18 protein-coding genes are annotated in these 19,363 nt (G+C 60.7%); 8 read left to right on the top strand and 10 right to left on the bottom strand.

What is annotated here, in order from left to right:
• Nucleotides 1–109: 109 nt before the first annotated feature.
• From QNI81_RS00650 to QNI81_RS00640, 3 genes are all read right to left on the bottom strand, one after another.
• Complete coding sequence (locus QNI81_RS00650) at nt 110–1,393, bottom strand: ABC transporter substrate-binding protein (protein WP_005625522.1); 1,284 nt, start codon at nt 1,391–1,393, stop codon at nt 110–112.
• A 94-nt stretch (nt 1,394–1,487) separates the two neighbouring features.
• Entirely contained in the window at nt 1,488–2,564 is a 1,077-nt protein-coding gene (locus tag QNI81_RS00645) for a branched-chain amino acid ABC transporter permease (RefSeq protein ID WP_005625524.1), read from the bottom strand.
• 38 nt (nt 2,565–2,602) lie between these two features.
• Entirely contained in the window at nt 2,603–2,863 is a 261-nt protein-coding gene (locus QNI81_RS00640) for a hypothetical protein (protein ID WP_005625525.1), read from the bottom strand.
• A 102-nt stretch (nt 2,864–2,965) separates the two neighbouring features.
• On the opposite strand from QNI81_RS00640, the gene QNI81_RS00635 reads away from it, so the two are divergent.
• On the top strand, nt 2,966–3,388 hold the full coding sequence (locus tag QNI81_RS00635) for an SHOCT domain-containing protein (RefSeq protein ID WP_283967046.1): 423 nt from the start codon (nt 2,966–2,968) through the stop codon (nt 3,386–3,388).
• 36 nt (nt 3,389–3,424) lie between these two features.
• Here QNI81_RS00635 and QNI81_RS00630 read toward each other — a convergent pair whose 3' ends face one another.
• The 3 genes from QNI81_RS00630 to QNI81_RS00620 form a co-directional block, all read right to left on the bottom strand.
• Nucleotides 3,425–4,411: a branched-chain amino acid ABC transporter permease gene (locus QNI81_RS00630; protein ID WP_009178274.1), complete on the bottom strand. Its 987-nt coding sequence runs from the start codon at nt 4,409–4,411 to the stop codon at nt 3,425–3,427.
• A 38-nt stretch (nt 4,412–4,449) separates the two neighbouring features.
• Nucleotides 4,450–5,268: an ABC transporter ATP-binding protein gene (locus QNI81_RS00625; protein WP_005659446.1), complete on the bottom strand. Its 819-nt coding sequence runs from the start codon at nt 5,266–5,268 to the stop codon at nt 4,450–4,452.
• Nucleotides 5,269–5,352: 84 nt separating this feature from the next.
• Nucleotides 5,353–7,293 (bottom strand): AMP-binding protein, encoded by a 1,941-nt coding sequence (locus QNI81_RS00620; protein WP_168611553.1) that lies wholly within the window; start codon nt 7,291–7,293, stop codon nt 5,353–5,355.
• Between the two features lie 294 nt (nt 7,294–7,587).
• Here QNI81_RS00620 and QNI81_RS00615 point away from each other — a divergent pair, with 294 nt between their 5' ends.
• From QNI81_RS00615 to QNI81_RS00585, 7 genes are all read left to right on the top strand, one after another.
• Entirely contained in the window at nt 7,588–9,492 is a 1,905-nt protein-coding gene (locus tag QNI81_RS00615; RefSeq protein ID WP_283967045.1) for a hybrid sensor histidine kinase/response regulator, read from the top strand.
• Nucleotides 9,485–10,204: a response regulator transcription factor gene (locus QNI81_RS00610; protein WP_046002200.1), complete on the top strand. Its 720-nt coding sequence runs from the start codon at nt 9,485–9,487 to the stop codon at nt 10,202–10,204. Before QNI81_RS00615 ends, QNI81_RS00610 begins: the two co-directional genes overlap by 8 nt.
• 243 nt (nt 10,205–10,447) lie before the next feature.
• Nucleotides 10,448–10,675: a WGR domain-containing protein gene (locus QNI81_RS00605; protein ID WP_239324435.1), complete on the top strand. Its 228-nt coding sequence runs from the start codon at nt 10,448–10,450 to the stop codon at nt 10,673–10,675.
• Between the two features lie 127 nt (nt 10,676–10,802).
• Nucleotides 10,803–11,459 carry a histidine phosphatase family protein gene (locus QNI81_RS00600; RefSeq protein WP_283967044.1) on the top strand — a complete coding sequence of 219 codons (657 nt, stop codon included), beginning with the start codon at nt 10,803–10,805 and terminating at the stop codon, nt 11,457–11,459.
• A gap of 22 nt (nt 11,460–11,481) precedes the next feature.
• Nucleotides 11,482–12,096 carry a glutathione S-transferase family protein gene (locus QNI81_RS00595; RefSeq protein ID WP_283967043.1) on the top strand — a complete coding sequence of 205 codons (615 nt, stop codon included), beginning with the start codon at nt 11,482–11,484 and terminating at the stop codon, nt 12,094–12,096.
• Nucleotides 12,097–12,107: 11 nt separating this feature from the next.
• The gene (locus QNI81_RS00590) at nt 12,108–13,160 is read left to right on the top strand and encodes a saccharopine dehydrogenase (RefSeq protein WP_283967042.1); all 1,053 of its coding nucleotides are present in this window, start codon (nt 12,108–12,110) and stop codon (nt 13,158–13,160) included.
• Nucleotides 13,161–13,189: 29 nt separating this feature from the next.
• Nucleotides 13,190–14,332 (top strand): saccharopine dehydrogenase family protein, encoded by a 1,143-nt coding sequence (locus QNI81_RS00585; RefSeq protein ID WP_110365188.1) that lies wholly within the window; start codon nt 13,190–13,192, stop codon nt 14,330–14,332.
• Nucleotides 14,333–14,390: 58 nt separating this feature from the next.
• On the opposite strand, the gene QNI81_RS00580 is transcribed toward QNI81_RS00585, so the two are convergent.
• The 4 genes from QNI81_RS00580 to mutL all read right to left on the bottom strand — a co-directional run bounded on the left by QNI81_RS00580 (nt 14,391) and on the right by mutL (nt 19,286).
• The gene (locus tag QNI81_RS00580) at nt 14,391–14,714 is read right to left on the bottom strand and encodes a DUF3775 domain-containing protein (RefSeq protein ID WP_283967041.1); all 324 of its coding nucleotides are present in this window, start codon (nt 14,712–14,714) and stop codon (nt 14,391–14,393) included.
• A gap of 80 nt (nt 14,715–14,794) precedes the next feature.
• Nucleotides 14,795–16,111 (bottom strand): adenylate/guanylate cyclase domain-containing protein, encoded by a 1,317-nt coding sequence (locus QNI81_RS00575; protein ID WP_283967040.1) that lies wholly within the window; start codon nt 16,109–16,111, stop codon nt 14,795–14,797.
• Nucleotides 16,108–17,343 (bottom strand): DNA recombination protein RmuC, encoded by a 1,236-nt coding sequence (locus tag QNI81_RS00570; protein ID WP_283967039.1) that lies wholly within the window; start codon nt 17,341–17,343, stop codon nt 16,108–16,110. The genes QNI81_RS00575 and QNI81_RS00570 overlap by 4 nt, the downstream gene beginning before the upstream one ends.
• An 11-nt stretch (nt 17,344–17,354) precedes the next feature.
• The gene (gene mutL / locus QNI81_RS00565; protein ID WP_283967038.1) at nt 17,355–19,286 is read right to left on the bottom strand and encodes a DNA mismatch repair endonuclease MutL; all 1,932 of its coding nucleotides are present in this window, start codon (nt 19,284–19,286) and stop codon (nt 17,355–17,357) included.
• Nucleotides 19,287–19,363 lie beyond the last annotated feature (77 nt).

Below are 19,363 nucleotides of genomic sequence, written 5' to 3'. Positions count from 1 at the left end.
CTATCCTTTCGCCAGCGTCCGCTCGGGACGGATCAGATGTGGTCGGTTCCGCCACATCGGGTAAATCTCTTGATCCGCGCCGGAGCCGAAGCCCCGGCGCGAGGGGCGCTTAGTTGCAGCGCTCTTCGATGTTGTTCTCAGCCGCGTAGGATGCAGAATCCTCTGCCACCAACGTGCCGATCACCTCGCGGTCCGTCGGGTTAAAGCCCGAGATCAGAGACCACGTCTGCGTGTCGGCGTCCCACTGGGTCACACCCACCAGACCGGGGCCACCGTGGTTTTCACAGCTGACGTTGAAGGCCGGGCCAAAGTTCGCCATGCCAAGGGCGTCCATCTTCTCGGCTGTGATGGAGAGCGCTTCCATCCCGTCGCGCATCATGGACGCGTCGATCTCGGCGGTGCCGTGGATTTCCTGCGCGGTCTTGGCAGCTTCGACCGCCAGCATCGCTGCATACATACCGCGGTTATAGGCAACCTTGCCAACCTGATCGCCGGCACCTGCCGCGAGACCTTTGTCGACGACATATTTGCGCATGTCATCAAACACCGGGAAGTCATCGCCCACGTTGTGGAAGGTCACAGCCTTGTAGCCATCTGCCTTGGCCCCAGCCGGGATCACATCGTGATCCGAACCAGACCACCAGACGCCGATGAAGTTTTCCATCGGGAAGCGGATGTTGGCGGCTTCTTGAATTGCCACCTGGTTCATCACACCCCAACCCCACATCACGACGTAATCGGGGCGATCACGGCGGATCTGCAACCACTGCGATTTCTGCTCTTGGCCCGGATGGTCAACCGGCAGCAGGCTCAACTCAAAACCATGCTTTTTGCCCAGCTCCTCCAGCGTGCGGATCGGTTCCTTGCCATAAGCAGAGTTGTGATAGACCAGCGCAATTTTCTTGCCGTTGAGGTCGCCTGCGTTTTCTTCCAGCAGGTGATTGATCACACCAGACGCGCCGTCCCAATAGTTGGCCGGATAGTTGAAGACATTGGAGAACACCTTGCCGTTGGCGGCAGAGGTGCGACCGTAGCCCATGGTGTGAAGCGGGATGCCATCTGCGGTCACCTTTGGGATCAGCTGGTAGGTGATCCCGGTGGAGAGCGGTTGATAAATCAGCGCGCCTTCGCCCTTGGTGGACTCATAGCATTCCACACCTTTTTCGGTGTTGTAGCCGGTTTCACATTCGATCACGCGCGCCTTGACGCCCCCGATGCCACCGTCACGCTCATTCACAAGGGTGAAATAGTCGTTATAGCCATCAGAGAACGGAATGCCGCCCGCTGCATAGGGGCCGGTGCGGTAGCTCAGATCCGGGAAGACCAGATCGGCCATTGCGGGGCTTGCTGCAATCAGCGCACTCAGCGCCACGCTCGTCAGTTTCAGTTTCATCGGGTGTCATCCTCCCTGAATTTTTCCGATGTTTTTGTAGTTCGGGGCCGACCTCCTCTTGCCGCCCCCGGCGAATGTCTTGTCATCCTGCTCGTTAGTGCGGGAACGGCCAGAGACGCAGTTTTTCTTTGGCAACGCGCCACAGTTGCGCAAGGCCATGCGGCTCAAGGATCAGGAACGTGATGATCAGCGCGCCAACAATCACCAGCTGGAAATGTGCCACGATATCCGTGGGCCAGCCCAGCCAATCGACGCCCACGACCTTGAGGATCACCGGCAGCAGCACCAGAAATGCAGCCCCCGCAAAGGAGCCAAAGATCGATCCCAATCCGCCGATGATGACCATGAACAGCACGAGGAACGACTTGTTGATGCCAAAGGCCTCACCGACCTCGACCGCGCCGAGATAGACCGAGAAGAACAGCGCCCCGGAGATGCCGACAAAAAAGCCCGAGACCGCAAAGGCTGTCATTTTTGCCTTCAGTGGGTTCACGCCGATGATTTCAGCCGCAATGTCCATGTCGCGGATCGCCATCCACGTGCGCCCTTGGGTGCCCCGTGTCAGATTGCGAGCCATAATGGCGCAGAACGTCAGGAAAATCAGACAGAACATATAGGTCGCCCAAGCCGGTGCATTGGGGCCGGTGATGATGATGCCAAACACGTCCCGTTCCGGTGCGTTGATCTGGCCAGAGGCCGAGTAGTTGTAGAACCACGGTACCCGGTTGAAGAGCCAGACCAGAAAGAACTGAGCCGCCAAGGTTGCCACCGCAAGGTAAAATCCCTTGATGCGTAGGCTGGGCAAACCAAACAGCACGCAGACCAGCCCGGTGATTCCACCCGCCAGTAACACGTGGATGAACATGGACACCTCGGGAAAGGCCGTCATGAGCTTGTAGCAAGCGTAAGCGCCCACCGCCATGAAGCCCCCGGTGCCCAGCGAGACCTGCCCGCAGTAACCAACAAGGATGTTCAGCCCGATCGCCGCAATCGCGTAGATCAGGAAGGGCAACAAGATCGCATTGACCCAGTAGTCATTGACCAGAAACGGCACCACACCAAAGGCCACGGCCAGCACCGCATAATAGCGATAGCGGTCGAATTTGATCGGAAAGGTCTGGCTGTCCTCGACATAGGAGAGTTTGAAATCCCCGGCTTCACGGTAGAACATGGCTCAGAGGCTCCCTTCTTTGAATTTATCGTTCTGCATCAGACCTCTCCCCAGTTGGACTGTGCCTCATCCCGCTGACCGCGGGTCATGCGGTTGGAGGGTTTCGCGTAGCCTTTGCGTTCTGAGATCCGCACAAGTTTCAGATAGGCGAAGAGCCCACCAAACAGACCCAGTGCCGCCAGCAGAGTCGCGACGGTGATCTGCCCGGTGGAGTACCCCTCGCCCGTCAGCGCAAGGTAGCCAAAGGCCCAAAACCCGGACCACGCAATGACGTTCAGCACAGCGATCAGCTTGCTCATGACAGGGCCTCTCCGTTAACCATTTCGTCAGGTTTCCGCGTTTCGCCACATTTTGCCCCAATCTCACCAGCACGTTGCGCGTGGGAAAAGTGAGTGGGTGATATGACCGTAATGCTGGAGAGACTCCGGCAGCTGGATGCTGCACGGAAACGAGGTGACCTGACCGATGCGCAATATGCCGATGCCCGGTCAAAGCTTTTGTCGATGGTCGAAGATGCCGAGGTAGAACCCGCCGGACCGCATGCGCGTGGCGCTGCTGCCGCGAAAGCGGCGCGTCCAAGGCCACGCCCGGCCGCCACGTCCTCCGCGCGCCGCGCTGCACCGATGGTGGCTCCGCAGCCGGATCCTGCCGAGAGCCACGACATGTCGTTCTTCTGGGGGCTCATTCTTGTGGGGCTCTGCGCCGCAGGCTTGATGACCTTCCTCATCGGACGGCTCATCGGGGATATCACCATTGCATTGACGCTCGCGGTCACGGTCTTCGCCGCCGTGGTCATCGCCGCCTTCCAGCGGATGCAGAACTGAGTCTGCACACCGCCGGAGGGGGGGAGGATATGCGCCTCAAACCCGTTCAATGATCTTCTCGCCAAAGAGGCCCTGTGGGCGGAACACGAGGAAAATCAGCGCCAGCACATAGGCAAACCAGTTCTCGGTGGCACCGCCCACCATCGGGCCGATGAGGAACTCAAAGAGTTTCTCGCCCACACCGATGATCAGCCCGCCCACAATCGCCCCGGGGATCGAGGTGAAACCACCCAGCATCAGCACTGGCAGGGCTTTGAGCGCGATCAGCGACAGCGAGAACTGCACGCCCGATTTTGTGCCCCACATGATGCCGGCAACCAGCGCGACAAATCCCGCAACCGACCAGACCAGCACCCAGATGAAGTTCAGCGAAATCCCCACCGACAGCGCCGCCTGGTGATCATCCGCCACCGCACGCATGGCCCGGCCTTGCTTGGTGTATTGGCTGAACAACACGAGGCCCGTGACAAGAAGCGCTGCAATGACCGTCGCCACGATATCGAGATTGTCGATAAAGAAACCGTAGCCGAAGATCCCAAAGGTTGTCTCGTCAATCCAGAGGTTGATCCCTTGTGGCAGGCCCACATCAAGCGTCTTGATCTCGGACCCCCACATCAGATCCGCCACACCTTCTAGGAAATAGGCAAGCCCGATGGTGGCCATAAAGAGGATGATCGGCTCTTGCCCCACGAGGTGTTTCATCACGAGGACCTGCACCAGCCATGCCAACAGAACCATCACCGCGACCGTCATCAGGATTGCCACGAATGAGGGAACCGTCCAGCCAAAATGGGTGATATGGCCGCCAAAGACCGCGTTGATCACATGCGAAAACGGCACCTGCCCCTGCATGATCCCCACCAGCGTCATGGCCGCAAACAGCGCCATCACGCCTTGGGCGTAGTTGAAGATGCCAGAGGCCTTGTAGATCAGGACGAAGCCCAGCGCGACCAGCGCATAGAGCACCCCGGCCATCAGCCCGTTCAGCGTCACCTCCATGGCAAAGATCAGTTGATCAGGCATGGTACGCCTCCTTGTTCATTGCTGTTGCGCAGGCGAAATCAGTCATGGGACACCCCCAGATAGGCGTCGATGACGTCCTGATTGTTGCGCACCTCATCCGGTGTGCCATCGCCAATCTTCTTGCCGTAATCCATCACCACCACCCGATCAGACAGGTCCATGACCACGCCCATATCGTGCTCAATCAGGGCAATGGTGGTGCCAAACTCGTCGTTCACATCGAGAATAAAGCGGGACATGTCCTCTTTTTCCTCGACATTCATGCCAGCCATCGGCTCATCCAGCAGCAACAGCTTCGGCTCTGCCGCCAGGGCGCGGGCGAGCTCGACGCGTTTCTTCAGACCGTAGGGGAGACGCGCGACGGGCGTTTTGCGGATCGCCTGAATTTCAAGAAAATCGATGATCTTTTCCACGACTTCGCGGTTCTCGACCTCTTCTTTCTCGGCACGGCCCTTCCAGAAGGCCTGCTGGAACATGCCCGCCTTCATGTAGTTCAACCGGCCGGTCATCACGTTGTCTAGCACGCTCATACCATCAAACAGCGCGATATTCTGGAACGTGCGCGCAATCCCCTGCCGGGCTACCTCATAGGGTTTCATCGGGGGGCGTTTGGCCCCATGAAACCAGACCTCACCCTCTTGCGGCACGTAAAAACCCGAAATCACGTTCAGCATCGAGGATTTCCCAGCACCGTTTGGGCCGATAATCGCGCGGATTTCCCCTTCGCGGATGTCAAAAGAGATATCCTTGATCGCCACCACACCGCCAAAGCGCAGGGTGATGTTCTTCATCTCCATGACCACGCCGCCAATGGTGCGGCCATCCTCGGTCACATAGCTCTCAGCCGCATCAAGCATGGGCCACTCCTTTGGAATTTCGCGCCAGACGGGACGGCGGGCGGGGCGATGTGCAGCTTGCCTGCACGAGCGTCGTCAAAGCCGTCATTCCGCTGCCACCTGCTGCGCCATGGGGGATTGCACCTTCGCATCCACACAGGTCAGCGTCGCACTGATCGCGCCTTTGCGACCGTCTTCATAGGTGACCTCGGTCCGGGTCGAGATCTGCTCGGAGCCATCATAAAGCGCGGCAATAATGTCGGCGAATTTCTCCTCGACGATGCGACGGCGCACCTTGCGGGTCCGCGTCATTTCACCATCATCGGCGTCGAGTTCCTTGTGCAGCACCACAAAGCGATGCACCTGACAGCCCGACAGCATCTCATCCTGCGCCACCGAGGCATTCACCGCCTCCACATGGTTCCGGATCGTCTCCAGCACGCGCGGATGACCGGCCAGCTCCTGATAGGAGGCATAGGCGATATTGTTGCGCTCCGCCCAGTTGCCTACCGCCGTAAGATCAATGTTGATGAAGGCCACACAGCGGTCGCGGCCATTGCCAAACAGCACCGCCTCCAGAATATCCGGATAGAACTTCAGCTTGTTCTCGACGTATTTCGGCGCAAACATCGCGCCGCTGGCCATTTTGCCAACATCTTTGGCCCGGTCGATGATCCGCAGATGGCCGGAGCTTTCCTCGATAAAGCCCGCATCGCCCGTGGCGACCCATCCCTCGGCATCCTTGGTCGAGGCGGTGGATTCCGCGTTCTTGTAGTATTCGACAAAGGTACCCGGCGAGCGGTAGTGGATCTCGCCTTTGTCGTCGATCTTGATCTCCACATCCGGCGCAGGCACGCCCACGGTATCGGCGCGCACTTCGCCATCGGGCTGCACGGTAATGAACACCGTGGCCTCCGTCTGACCATAAAGCTGTTTGAGGTTGATCCCCAGCGAGCGGTAGAAATCAAAAATCTCCGGCCCGATCGCCTCCCCCGCCGTATAGCCGACACGGATACGGCCATAGCCAAGCGTGTCCTTCAACGGCCCGTAGACCAAGAGATCGCCAAGGCGATACTTCAGCCGGTCCATCATGCCGACGGGTTTGCCATCTAGGATCAGACCGCCCACTTTTTTGGCATGAGCCAGGAAGTGATGAAACATCTTCTGCTTCAGCTTGCCCGCGTCTTCCATGCGGATCATCACATTGGTGAGCTGACCCTCAAACACCCGCGGCGGCGCAAAGAAATAGGTGGGACCGATCTCGCGCAGATCGGTCATCATGGTGTCTTCGCTCTCGGGACAATTGACGCAGAACCCACACCAGTAGGACTGCCCCAGCGAAAAGATGAAATCCCCCACCCATGCCATCGGCAGGTAGGACAGGATGTCTTCTTTCTCGGTGAGCTTGTCGAACATGCTCACGTTCTTGGCGCTCTCGACAACATTGCGATTGGAGAGCACCACGCCCTTGGGCCGCCCGGTGGTGCCCGACGTATAGAGCATCACGCAGATGGAGTCATAAGTGAGCTTGGCCTTGCGCGCCGCCAGATCATCGCTGAACTCATCGCGCGCGGCACGTCCCTGTTCCTGCACGTGGCTATATTGATGCAACTGGTGATGGTCGTATTTGCGCAGGCCCTTCGGGTCCACGTAGATCATATGTTTGAGGTTGGTCAGCTGGTCCTTGACCTCGATAACCTTGTCGACCTGCTCCTGATCGCCGGCGATCACATAGGCCGCACCGCAGTGATCCAGCACATAGGCCATCTCTTCGGCGCTGGAGTCCTGATAGACAGGCACCGGCACCGCGCCAACACTTTGCGCCGCAACCATCGACCAATAGAGCGAAGGCCGGTTGCGACCGATAATGGCGATAAAATCTCCCTCAGCCACGCCGAGGTTCAACAGACCCAGTGCAAGCGCCTCGATTTCCTCGGCGGTTTGCTTCCAGGTCCAGCTTTGCCAGATGCCAAACTCCTTTTCCCGGTAGGCCGGGCGGTTGGCATGGACAGTTGCGTTTCTCTCCAGCAGAGCCGGAACAGACATAAGCTGCCCGGCGCCAGACGATGTCTGCGCAGCGGTCTGAGACACGTATTTACTCCTCCCATATCCGGTCCTCCCCGACCGGATTGATCGCTTCTTCCACAGGTGCGGCGTGCGATCCTTATGTCCGCATTAGGACTGCTCCTTTGTAACAAAGCAAGTTTTTCGCGATGATTTCTGAAACCTATCGAATTGTAACAAGGTCGCGAAAATGCGACGCTGGGGCCGAGCCGACCGGCGCAAGAAGCCACTTTGCCAATGCTGCGCAAGCTGCTAGCCCATACGTGGGGAGCTTAAATGAAACAAACCACCGCACAGCGAATGGCGATGATTGACGCCGGACTCAACCTGATTGCGCAGGCGATGTCGATCTATGACAGTGATTTGCGCCTCGCCGCCTGCAACCATCGCTTTCAGGAAATGTTCTCTCTGCCCCCCGAATTGGTCAAAGTCGGTGCCACCTTCAGGGACACCATCCGCTTCATTGCGGAGCAGGGCGATTACGGCCCTATTGATGACATTGAGTCCTTCGTGCAACTGCGTGTCGATCAGGCCCGCGCCTTCGTGCCCCATTATGTCGAACGCCAGCGCGCCAATGGGCATGTGATTTCGATCGAGGGGGCGCCCCTACCGCAGGGCGGCTGGGTCACCGTTTACACTGACATCACCCGCACCAAACGGGTCGAGGAATTGCTGCGCGCCCGGTCCGAGGAACTCTCGGATCAGGTGATGAGCTACACCGAAGAGCTTTCGGCCACCAACCGCAAGCTGGCCGCGACCATCACCACGCTGGAGGAAACCAAGCGTCAGCTCACCCAGACCGAAGCCCGCACCCGGCTGACCACCGAAATGATGCCCGCGCATATCGCCCATGTGGACCCGGAGGGATATTACACCTTCACCAACGGACGTCTGAACAAGGTGTTTCCCGGGCGCCCCTCCGATATTCTTGGTGAACATATTGCTGACGCCCTCGGGCCAGCCGCATATGGCCGCATCGCCCCGCATCTGGAGGCCGCCTATCAGGGCGAAAGCCCGGTATTTGAGTTCACAGAGGATCACGACAGCCGCCGCCTGCGGGTGGCCTTTACGCCCGACAATGAGGGCGGCGTCTTTATCCTGTCGATGGATGTGACCGAGGAAACCCAGACCCGTGTCGCACTGCAACAGGCCCGCAAACGTGAAATCGCGGCACAGATGACCAGCGGTCTGGCGCATGATTTCTCCAATCTCCTTACCATTATCCTCGGTATGCAGACCCGTCTGGCCCGTATTTCCCTGCCCGAGGGTGCAGGCGAGCTGGTTGAGGCGACGCTATCCGCTGCACGACGTGGGGGGCGTCTGCTGGACCGGATGGCGGAGATGACAAGTCATCGGGGATTGCGCCCGCAAGCCACCGATTTGCACGCGCTGCTGGAGGAGATGAAGATCCTCGCCACGCCCTCACTGCCACAGGGCATTGGCCTCAGCGTGCTGGACAATACTGGCGAAGGGCGGTTCCTTCTGGATCCGGGCCGGTTGCAGGATGCGCTTTTGAACCTGATCCTGAATGCCCGCGACGCCTGCGGCACCAGTGGACAAATCACTGTTGCCGCCCATTTGGTCGGGCAGACATGGATTGAGTTTTCCGTCAGCGACACCGGCCCGGGGTTTTCCACGCAAGCCCTTGAAAACGCGCTCAATCCATTTTTCACTACCAAGGGTCAGGAAGGCTCGGGCCTCGGGCTGTCGATGGTCTATGACATGGTGAAATCCGCCGGGGGTGACATTCGCATCAGCAACACAGTGTCTGGCGCCATGGTCACCTTGCGCCTGCCCCACCGCCCAGCGCCCATGGCTGCAGGCGGCATTGCCCTGTTGGTGGAGGACAGCGACGCGCTCCGGGCGACCTACCGGCAAGTGTTGATGGACCTTGGATATTCGGTGATTGAGGCCACCAGCGTGGACGAGGCCATAGCGCTACTGGCCGATGTGGAGGGGATCGCGCTGATCCTGTCGGACATTAAACTTGAGGGCGAGGCCACCGGTGTCGATCTCTGTGCACGGCTCGGGCCAGACGCGCCGCCGGTCGTGTTGATGACCTCCCTGCCCCACACGGACCCGCTGTACCGCGCGGCATTGGCCTCTGCGCCGCTGTTGCCCAAACCCTTTGAAAGCCCCCACCTGATGGCGCTCCTGCAACAAAAGGCCGACCATGCGTGATGCCAATCAATCCCCGCTCGTGACGATCCTCGATGATGAGCCCGAGATCCGCCAGCTGCTGACCGAGACACTGGAAGATGCGGGCTATCGCACGCAGAGCTTTTCTCGCGCGCGCGATTTCGAGGCGGCGCTCAAACGGGTGACGCCGGACGTCTGTCTGGTGGATCTGTCACTGCCCGACACCGACGGGCTGGCGCTGGTTCATCGGCTGGCGCTGGAACAGGGCGCCAGCGTCATCATCATCTCGGGCCGGGCACAGGTGCAGGATCGGGTAACAGGGCTGGAGCTGGGAGCGGATGATTACATCACCAAACCATTTGATCCCGCCGAGGTCGTCGCCCGCATCCGGGTGCGCCTGCGCGACACGCCGCGTGGTGGACAAACGCCATCCGGGGATCGCGCACAGTTCTCAGGCTGGACCGCACATTTCGACCGCTACGCGCTTGAGGATGAGAACGGGGGCGAGACCGCCTTTTCCCACGCCGAAGGCGAGGTGCTCAGGCTGTTTCTGGAAAGCCCAAAGCGACTGATCTCGCGCGCACAGATGATGGAGCGCCTGGGCGGAGGGGCAGGTGACAGTTTCGACCGCGCCATGGATGTGCGGGTCTCGCGCCTGCGCACAAAATTGCGCGAAGATCCCAAGAACCCGCGCCTCATCAAAACCATATATGGCGCAGGCTATATTTTCCTGGGCGATGTCAGCTGGAGCTGATCGTGTGTACCGGACACGGATACCCTGATCGCGACGGGGGCGCTCCCGCCCCTGCAGATGCTTTGCCTGCGGCAAAACCCCTTGGCAGCGTTGGGCCGAGCGCTTGCCCTGCCGGGCAAGCGGTCACGCCGCGCCAAAGGCGCGGCGCCGGGCCCAACGGGAGCGGAGGAGATTTCTCCTCTGGCGACGGGCGGGAGGGCCCCCGCCTCTTGCGGCGGTGATTCGGGTGGCGTAAAAAGAGCTATGGCCACCTGTCTGCTCTATCGCCACGCTGAAACCCGCCCTGCCCGGTTCTATCGGATCGAACTGGCGATGAACCTCTTTGACGAGGTCTCGCTCTTGCGGGAGTGGGGCATCAAAGGGGGCAAGGGGTGCTCAACAATCAACATCTTCGGAAATCTGCGCGAGGCCTCCGTCGCGGCAGATCGCCATCGTCACCGGATGTTGAAACGCGGCTACGACCGCGCCTGAGAGCGATAGGTCCAACTGCCTGCATCCGGCGCATCGCTCACCGCGCGCTTACACCCAATGCAGTTTGACCCTTTTAACCCGGACGCCCCTCCCCTAGTACTTCTGCAACAGGATCGAAGGGGCGCGCATGTCAGAGATAACGCTGGTCCGCCACGGCCAGGCCAATACCGGGGCACGGGACGAAGCCAGCTACGACAAGCTGAGCGCCCTTGGTCATCAGCAGGCCCAATGGCTGGGCCACTATCTGCGCAACTGCAAGGACACCTACGCCCGCATCTATTGCGGCACCCTGATCCGGCACGAAGAAACCGCCCGCGCCATGGGCTTTGATGCGGGGCAATTGATCCGCGACCCCCGCCTCAACGAGATGGAATATTTCACCCTCGCACAGAGGATGGAGGCCCAGCACGGCCTGCCGATCCCGCAAGAGCGCGAGGGATTTGTCGCCCATCTCCCACAGGTTTTTGCCGCGTGGGAGGCCGACAGGATCAGCGCCCCGCCAGAAAGCTGGCGTGATTTTGAATCCCGAACCAAAGCCGCACTTGCGGAGATCGCAGAAGGTGAAGGTCCTGCATTGGTTGTCACATCAGGCGGGCTGATCTCCATGGTGATGCGCCAGTGTCTGGGGCTCGATACGGCCGCAACCGCGCGCATGGCGCTGGCGATCATGAACACCTCGCTGCACCGCCTGCACAATATCGGCGGGACCTATGCGCCGGTCCTCTTTAATGCGGTGCCGCATCTGGAAGAGCCGGACCGGCAATACGCGCGCACCCACCTCTGAGATCCCCGCACAGGAGACAGCCATGCAACTTTACTACGCGCCCCACACCATCTCCATTGCGGTCGCCATTGCGCTCGAAGAGGCTGGCCTCGCCTATGAGGCCATCAAGATCGATTTTGCCGAAAAACAGCAAACGACCAAAGCCTATCATCAGATCAACCCGAAGGGCCGCGTGCCGGCTTTGGTGGTCGATGGCGGCATCCTCACAGAGACCGGTGCGCTGTTGGAGTATATTGCCGATCTGGCGCCTGATGCGGGGCTGCGCCCCACCGGTCCGGTCCTGACAGCCCGCATGCGCGAGGTGATGTTCTATCTTGCCTCCACCATGCATGTGAACCATGCCCACAAACTGCGCGGCGCGCGATGGGCCTCCAATCCCGCCTCGTTCAAGGACATGACCCGCAAGGTGCCCGAAACGATGGCTGCCTCCTGCGAGCACATCTGCAACCATGGCCTACGCGGCCCGTTTGTTCTGGGTGACTCGCTGAGCCTCGCCGATTGCTACCTCTACGTGATCAGCACCTGGCTGGAAGGCGACGGGGTCAAGCTTACAGGCTTTCCAAAACTCCAGGCCTTTATGGAGGCAATGGAAGCACGCGACAGTGTCAAAACTGTGCGCGCCAAAGATATGCTTTGAAGGACAAGACTATGACACATCTCTGGGTCCGGGCCGAGCAACGCCCGAACGAGGATCGCGTGGGGCTGACGCCTGCGGGGGCAAAGGCCCTGTTGGACGCAGGCATTCGCGTCACCGTCGAAGACAGCCACAGCCGCGCCCTCCCGCTGCAAGGCTACATCGACGCAGGCTGCGAGATTGCGGCAGAAAACTCCTGGCCCGATGCGCCGCGCGATGCGATCATCTTTGGCCTGAAAGAACTGCCCGAGGACGGCACCCCCCTGCCTCATCGCCACATCATGTTCGGCCATGCCTTCAAGGGCCAGCATTCCGGCAAGGAGCTTTTGCGGCGCTTCCGCGAGGGTGGCGGGACGCTGTATGATCTGGAATATCTTGTGGACGAAACCGGACGCCGGGTTGCCGCCTTTGGCTATTGGGCGGGCTATGCGGGGGCTGCCGTCACACTCAAGGCTTGGGCTGCGCAACAACGCGATGAAGTCTGTGGCCCGGTTGGTGTCTACAAAAACAAGGACGCTCTGCTCTCTGATCTGGGGGAGGAACTGGATGCATCCGGCGCTGAGCGCCCCACAGCCATTGTCATCGGAGCCTTGGGGCGCGTGGGCACTGGCGCGGCGGACCTCTGCGAGGCGATGGGCGTCACGGTCACAAAGTGGGATATGAAAGAGACCGCCAGCGGCGGGCCGTTTCCCGAGATCCTCAACCACGATCTGTTCCTGAACTGCATCTTCGCGCGCCCCGGCACACCTGTGTTTGTGCCGCAAGACGCGCTTCAGGCCGACCGCAAACTGACCGCGATTGGCGATGTGGCCTGCGATCCCGACAGCGATTACAATCCGGTTCCGGTCTACTCCCGTGCCACCACATGGGACGCGCCTGTGCTGCGTGTTGCCAACGCCCCGGTGCTGGATGTGATGGCCATCGACAACCTGCCCTCGATGCTGCCCGCCGAGAGTTCCGAGGATTATGCAGACCAACTGCTGGCCAGCCTCTTGACCCTATCCGATCTGGATGCGGGTGTCTGGGGCCGGGCCAAGGCAGTCTTTGACGAACATGTGGCGGGCTAACCAGCCTGCCCGGACGAAGGAGAACAACTATGACTATTCACTGGTGCGGCACTGGCCTCTCCGCCATTCCCGGCCTGCGTCGCCTGCTCGAAGCGGGTCACGACGTGGCCGTCTGGAACCGCACACCGGAAAAAGCCGCCGAGGCCGTTGGCGACCTCACCACCAACATCCACAAGTTTTCCATCGCGCGTCTGTCGGAACTCCTCAGCCCCGCTGACGTGGTGGTCTCGATGCTGCCCGGCGACTGGCATGTGGAACTGGCAGAGCTCGCCATCAACAATGGCGCGCATTTTGTGTCCTCCTCCTATATCTCGCCAGAGATGCGGGCGCTGGATCAGAAAGCCAAGGACGCAGGCGTCGCGCTGGTCAATGAGGTCGGGCTTGATCCGGGTATTGACCACCTGATGGCACATGCCCTGGTGGCCGAATATGCGGAATCCCCGGCCTTTGACCCCGACAATGAGATCAGCTTTCTGTCCTATTGCGGCGGCATCCCCAAAACCCCAAATCCCTTCCGCTACAAGTTCAGCTGGTCGCCTCTGGGCGTGCTCAAGGCACTGCGGTCCCCCTCGCGCTCGATCCGCGATTTTGAGGTCCTGGACGTCGCACGCCCTTGGGACGCAATCTCCACCTATGACGCGCCTCTGGCCACGCCAGAGAGCTTTGAGGTCTATCCCAACCGCGACAGCCTGCCCTTCATGGCGCAATACCATTTCGACAAGGACTGGAAGGTCAAAACCTTCGTGCGTGGCACGCTGCGTCTGGACGGCTGGACCAAGGCCTGGGCGGATGTCTTCAAAGAGGTCGAAACACTTGAAGGCCCCGAAGGCGATGCCCGGCTCAAGGAAATGTCCGACCAGTTCTGGGATGAGAACGCCTATGACGAGGGCGAGCCGGACCGCGTGGTGCTCTGCGTGGACCTCAAGGCGGAAAAAGACGGCCAGACCAAATGGCACAAGACCTATGTGATGGACGCATGGGGCGACGAGCGCGGCAGCGCCATGGCGCGTCTGGTGTCCTATCCGGTGTCCTATGCCATCGAAGCCGCGATGAACGGCAAGATCACCCCCGGCGTCAGTGCCGCACCCAGTGATCCGGCGCTTGTCGACAGCTGGATGGGTCGGATCGGCGCGCTGGCCCAGCACCTTCAGGTGGTGTCACACCGCTCCTGAAATCGGTGAGATAAGAAGAGCCCCGTCAGAGAAATCTGGCGGGGCTTTCTCTTGTTATTTACCGCCCCATGACATCCTCGGCGGCGGCGGTTACATCAACGCCCAGCGCCTCCAACCCTGCCTCAATGTCATAGGCAAGGTTCGGGGTCGCGAGGAGATAATCCTCGGTTGGCGTGGTTTTCTCGGCGCGCGCCGTGGCCACCGCCTGACCAAACTCCTCCGCCTCAAAAACACCGCGCCCCACCCAGACCAGAGCCACAAGCTCCGCCTGCTCATCCTCATTCATATCGGCAATGAAGGCGCGCAGCTCAGGTTCCGCACGCTCGATCTCACGCGCCAGCAGCGCGACCTGTTCCGCCTTGTTGCTTGCAATCTCGACCATCCTGCGCGTCCTTTCCATGAAGCTATCGGGTGCTGCAACAGTGACACCCATCGCAGGCCGTGACCTTGATCTACAGCAAATCAGGCCGCACCGGGCTCACGCATGCGCTCCTGACGTCCAAAGAGGGCAAGCGGCTGGCTGCGCCCGCGCAAGGGCGCCGGTTCCAGCGCAATCCAGTCCTCGCGCGCGGGCTCCCCTGCCGCCTCAAGAACCGCGCCCGATACGATGATCTCCATTTCACAGGTCTTGGTCATCTGCTCCAGCCGCGCCGCGATGTTCACCGTATCGCCAAGGGCGGTGTATTCCAGCCGGTCCTCATCACCGACCACGCCAGAAAACACCTCGCCCCAATGCAGCCCGATCCCCACATGCACGGCGCTACGTCCTTCTCGCTGACGCGCATCAGACCAGTCATGCATTTCATCCGAGAGACGCCGCGCGCAGTCCAGCGCGCGATGGGGCGCGCCATCTCCGTCAAACAATAACATCGCGCCGTCCCCGATGAACTTGTCCACCATACCACCGGTCTCGCGCGCCGCTTTTTGCACGCGGATACGGTACTCTGTCACAAAGCCCCCCACCTCCGCAGGATCACGACCTTCGGCCCAAGAGGTGAAGCCGCGAATGTCCACGAACATCACCCCCATGTCCTGCCGCTGCTCCTGACGCATATCGTCCAGGTTTTCACCCTGCACCCGGTTCGCCAGCCGCGCAGGCAAATAGCGCGTCAGCAGCAGGCGCTTTTCTGTCTCGATCAGCGCGCGATGCAACAGATCCCGCAGCGCCGCCGCAGCCACCACCAGAACCACGCCCGCCAGCAGAATCATGGTCAGCCGCACAATATTGGGCGGCACCGACACCAGATGCTTCAGGCGATTGGCTATCTCTGGCGACACGGTCACATCGCTGACAAAGCTCAGGTATCCCAAGCCCCCAACAATCAGGGCCACGCAATAGGCCTGCAAATATGGGTTAAACCGCAGCACCGCAAAGGCCAGCACCACCGGCACCAGCCATGTAGGTGGCAACAGGAATGTCAGCGCACCGGGCATGGAGACATTCTCCAATCCCACCCATGCATTCACCAGCATGAACAGGCAATCGAGCGTCACAACCGGCCAGACCATCCAGCGCCGAAGCCGCCCACTGCGGGCCAGCCACAGGCTGAACACCCCCAACAGAAGGTATGACACCATCGACAGGATCGCAAAGATCCACTGTTTGCGCAGAAAGTCGGCAATCTCAGCCGGGGGTTCTCCCACCGCCAGGAAGAAAACCACCATCAACCCCAGTGCCACAAAAATCCGCAGGATAGAGACGACCTTTTCCGCCCGCAGTTCCGCTTCGCGCAACAGCGCCGCATCCGGTGCCATCCGGCGACGTGTCAGCCGTATCATTCGCCCGGGCGCTCCAGCGCCACCACCTGAGCCATGCTGTCGGGGCTCAATTCCTCAAAGTCGAAATTATCAAGCCGCTGCGCCCGTCGTCCGGCCTTGTCGGCGCTGATCTTGATGTCGGCGATATCCTTCTGCGCCTGGCTGAAATGCCGGTCCAGATTGCCAACCCGGTCGCCGAGACGCTCCACATCCTTGTGCAGCAGACCCAGCTCTGTGCGGATTGCACCGGCCTGTTCGCGCATGCGCGCATCTTTCAGGATTGCACGCATGGTGTTGAGGGTCGCCATGCAGGTGGTGGGTGACACGATCCAGACCTTGAGCGAAAATCCTTCGCGCACCACGTCAGAGAAATTCGCATGTAACTCCGCATAAACAGCCTCAGAGGGCAGAAACATCAGCGCCCCGTCGGCGGTTTCCCCATCAAGGATGTATTTCTCCGAAATGTCGCGGATATGCTTGCGCAACGCCCCCTTCAGGAGCCGCGCCGCCTGCGCACGGGCCTCTTGGGTCTCGGCATTGCGCAGCGCCTCATAGGGTTCCAACGGGAACTTGCTGTCGATCACGATCGGCCCCGGCGGGTTGGGCAGGTGGATCAGGCAGTCCGCCCGCTTGCCATTCGAGAGCGTGTATTGAAACGCATAGGCGTCGCTGGGAAGCGCCTTTGACACGATGTCATTGAGCTGGATCTCTCCAAAGGCCCCACGGGTCTGCTTGTTCGACAGGATATCCTGCAAGGACAAGACATCGCCTGACAGTTTGGTGATATTGTCCTGCGCCTTGTCGATCACCGCGAGCCGTTCCTGCAACTGCGTGAGCGAGGTGGCGGTGCGCTTGGCGTTGCCGTGCAGGCTCTCGGTCATGCGCTCCTGCATCTCTGTCATGGCCCGCGCTTGCCTCATGGCGTTGTCGGCCAGCCGGTCGTTCATCCGTTGCTGTACGTCACCAAGCCGCGCTTCCATGGTTTGCAGGATCTGCAACTGCGCATTGGCTTGGGTGTCAGACACCGTCTGCAGATTGCCCCGCAGCGCCTCCTGACCGGAGGATAACTGCTGCGCCACCTGCCCCAGAGTACTCATTTGATGGGTCAACGGTTCAATCGCACGCGCCGCGCGGGCAGAATTGCGCATCGACTGGATCAGGAGCGCAAATAGCAGGACGACCCCCACTGCGGCCCCCAGCAGGATCATTCCAAGACTGTCCATATTCGCGAGGGCGGTGTCCATGCCTTCCATCCGGGGTTCCTTTAGCTGCGACCAAACAGGCGTTCGATGTCAGCGAGTTTGAGTTCAACATAGGTGGGGCGGCCATGGTTGCATTGGCCGGAATGCGGCGTCGCCTCCATCTCGCGCAGAAGCGCGTTCATCTCCTCGCCGCGCATCCGCCGCCCGGAGCGGATCGAGCCGTGACAAGCCACACGCGACAGGATCGCCTCCAGCCGCGCCTGTACCAGCTGGCTCTCGCCCTGATCGGCCAATTCATCCAGAATGTCGCGGATCATCGCCTCGGCATTGACCTCGCCCAGAATTGCCGGGGTTTCGCGTACGGCTACGGCGCTGCCGCCAAAGGCTTCGATCCCGAGACCGAATTTCGCCAGATCATCGGCCACGTCCAGCAGGCGCGCGCAATCGCCATCCGAGAGTTCGACAATCTCGGGGATCAAAAGGCCTTGGGTCGCAACGCCATTTTCAGCCATCTGATGTTTGAGTTTTTCATAGACCAGCCGTTCGTGCGCGGCGTGTTGATCGACGATCACCATACCGTCACGGGTCTGGGCAATGATGTAATTCTCATGCACCTGCCCGCGCGCCGCGCCCAAAGGCAGATCCTCTACCGGGTGCGCTTCTGGCTCTACTGCAGCGTCTTCGACCAGACGGCCACTGTAGGCGCCGGACATCTCGGCAAAGCCGGCAGGTTCAGCCGATGGCGGCGCAGGATAGGACGGTGCGGGCGGCTGACCGGGGGCTTGCGCCGCGTAAGAACTGTTGCGTGCGCCCAGGGACGGCCGATCCATCTGATAGACCCTCGGCGCCCCCGTCGCGGTGGGGTGCTCGGGCCGCATCGCGCCCAAGGTCGCCCCTGCCACAGTGCTGGAGGCACGGTGGCCAGCGTCCGCCAGCGCATGGCGCAACGCCGAGACAATCAGCCCGCGCGCCAGTCCCGGATCGCGAAACCGCACCTCGGATTTCGCCGGGTGGACGTTCACATCCACCAGCGTCGGATCGCAATCGATGAACAGGGCTGCCGCCGGATGGCGATCGCGGCTGAGGAAATCCATATAGGCCGCCCGCAGCGCACCTGTGAGCATCTTGTCCTTCACCGGCCGCGTGTTCACGAACAGGAACTGCGTCACCGCAGCCCCGCGCGAATAGGTCGGCAGGGCGGCATAGCCATAAAGGCGGATGCCCTCGCGCGTCGCGTCGATCTTCAGCGCGTTCTCCGCAAATTCGCGACCAATCACATGCGCTAGCCGCCCGTGCAGCGCATCAAAGAGATCCCCGCTCATGGGGTCGGCGCGAAACGTCACACGTCCCTCACCACCGCCAGAGACATCGCGCAGGGTAAAGCCCACGGCTGGCTCCGCCATCGCAAGTCGCTTCACCGTGTCGGAAATCGCCTGTGTTTCAGCTCGGTCGGTGCGCATGAATTTCAGCCGTGCAGGCGTCGCAAAGAAAAGATCGCGCAGTTCCACAATTGTGCCCTGCCGCAGCGCTGCCGGTTTGACCGGCTCCAGATGCCCACCCGCGACGCGGATCTGAGCCGCATCGTGCCCTTCGGCCCGGCTGGTGATGGTGAGCCGCCCGACCGCACCCAAACTGGGCAGGGCCTCGCCGCGAAATCCAAAGGTGTGGATGTTCAGAAGATCCGAGCCGTCGATTTTCGAGGTCGCATGGCGTGACAGCGCCAGCGGCAGGTCCTCGGGCGTCATGCCACAGCCGTTATCAATCACCCGGATCAGGGTCTTCCCGCCATCGGCGATCTCTACCGTGATGCGGGTCGCCCCGGCGTCGATGGCGTTCTCCACCAATTCCTTGACGGCAGAGGCCGGGCGCTCAACCACCTCACCCGCTGCAATGCGGTTGATGGCGCTGTCATCAAGCTGGCGAATGACAGGCCGATGAGCCTCGGTCGCCTGTTGCACTGGGTTTTCGCTGATTTGGGGGTCGAGTGTAGCCATGACCCAAGATTTAGCATGAGGGTGCACGATTCTGCCACCCGGAATACGTGCTCCGAACAGTGCCTACAACGTGCCTC

Origin of the sequence: Tritonibacter sp. AK171 (genome assembly GCF_030127025.1) — a bacterium.
GTDB classification, from domain to species: Bacteria; Pseudomonadota; Alphaproteobacteria; order Rhodobacterales; family Rhodobacteraceae; genus Epibacterium; species Epibacterium mobile.
Note: the sequence above shows the minus strand (reverse complement) of the source record. Positions and strands in the feature narration are given on the sequence as shown.